Source organism: Chitinophaga sp., assembly GCF_035538455.1.
GTDB lineage: Bacteria > Bacteroidota > Bacteroidia > Chitinophagales > Chitinophagaceae > Chitinophaga.
Genome location: NZ_DATLKJ010000092.1, coordinates 1 through 1,656, shown reverse-complemented (window position 1 = coordinate 1,656; position 1,656 = coordinate 1). Strand labels below are relative to the sequence as shown.

At 45.4% G+C, this 1,656-nt stretch carries 2 protein-coding genes; both read left to right on the top strand.

Annotated features, from left to right (window positions below):
• The first annotated feature begins 392 nt into the window (after nucleotides 1–392).
• Entirely contained in the window at nucleotides 393–749 is a 357-nt protein-coding gene (locus VM802_RS10660; protein WP_325530160.1) for a plasmid mobilization protein, read from the top strand.
• A complete protein-coding gene (locus tag VM802_RS10655) occupies nucleotides 746–1,519 on the top strand; it encodes a relaxase/mobilization nuclease domain-containing protein (protein WP_325530158.1) in 774 nt (257 codons plus the stop codon). The genes VM802_RS10660 and VM802_RS10655 overlap by 4 nt, the downstream gene beginning before the upstream one ends.
• Nucleotides 1,520–1,656: the final 137 nt, after the last annotated feature.

The following is a 1,656-nucleotide window of genomic DNA, read 5'->3' as shown; positions in this document are numbered from 1 at the left end:
GCCCCAGCCCGCGAAGATCGAACGGGTCGCCTTTGGCATCCCGTTCACGAAGATGGTACAGGCGGCGTTGCCACCTGTACGCGGAGATGGGGTGGGGCTGCTCTGCGCAGGCCCCTTACCCGCGAAGATTGAACGGGCCGCCTTCGGCATCCCGTTCGCGGATTCGAACGGATCTTCGCTCCGTTAGCGAGCTGTGTTTTTGCTGCGCAAAAACCGCTCGCCCCCTCGCTCCCGATGGTCGCAAGGGGGTAGAGAGCGGAGATCTAAGCGGAGACAGACAGGGTAGCTGCGCTACCTGTCGCGGAGAAAGTACAGGCGGCGTTGCCGCCTGTACGCAAAGATTGGGCAGGGCAGCAAAGCTGCCAGCCCGTGTAGATTGAAATGTAGTAGGTATGGAACAGACAAAGGAAATGAAAAAAGGCAGGGGCGGTAGGCCTGCTCAAGCCGTGAGGAAAGAAATTCGTACTGGCGTACGTTTTACCAAGGCTGAATATTTCATTGTAAAGGAAAAAGCCCGTAAGGCGCAGATGCGCTATACGGTGTATATCCGTCAGATGGCTTTATATGGGCAAGTTAATGCCCGTTTAAACGATGAAGAGCGGGCATACATTCGACAGCTGATCAGTATTGGAACAAACCTTAATCAGATAGCAAAGACGGCTCATAAAGAGGGAATATTGAGCGCTATGCTATTGTTTGAAAATTATCGAAGCCAGATTGATGACATTTTAAACCGGTTAAAGCGATGATCAGTAAAGTAATTGTGGGTAAGTCTTTTTACGGTTGCTGTCGTTATATCTGTGCTAATGAAAAGAGAGCGGTTATACTGGAAGCTGAAGGAGTGAGGGATTACAACTACCGACATATGGCTCATGATTTTGAAATGAACAGAGATCAATTACCTGGAAAGCAGAAGGCAGTATTTCATGGTATTCTTAGTTTTTATCCTGGAGAACAGTTAACGGATCAGGAGGTGTTAAAAATTGCGCATGAATATCTTGAAAGGCTTGGGATTACAGATACCCAATTCGTGATAACCAGGCACACAGATACTGAGCATCAGCACTTGCACATAATTGCTAACATGGTAAATAACAAGGGGAGGGCTATCAAAGATAACTGGATAGGCTTGCGCAGCAAGAAAATAGCACAGCTGCTTACTTCCAAATATAAGCTGATTCCTGCTGTTGAAAAGAAAATATCTCAGACAAACCTTGCCGCGCTTAGCCGTGAAGAGGCCATACGATATGAAATCTTTCAGGCTATAGAATCAGTGTTGCCACGCTGCAAAACTTTGCAGGAATTAGAGAATGTGTTGTTAAAAAAAGGGATAGAAGTACAGTATAAGTACAACGGAACTACGCAGCAACTACAAGGGATCAGTTTCAGGAAAGATAATTATGCTTTTAAAGGTAGCAGCATTGACAGAAAGTTTTCTATAGCAGGATTGCAGAAAGCAATGCAGCAGCGGATAATGCCTGATCAGAAGCTGTCTACCCATCGAGGGGTACGCTTGTGACCTCAAATCTATTTAAGAACTAATAAATGATTGTTTTATGAATGAGCTGTTATTGCAGTCAATTATTGACAAGTTAAATAAAATTGATGAAAGTATCCGGCAGATGATTAGTAGTAGACCGACTATGCCGGATTATT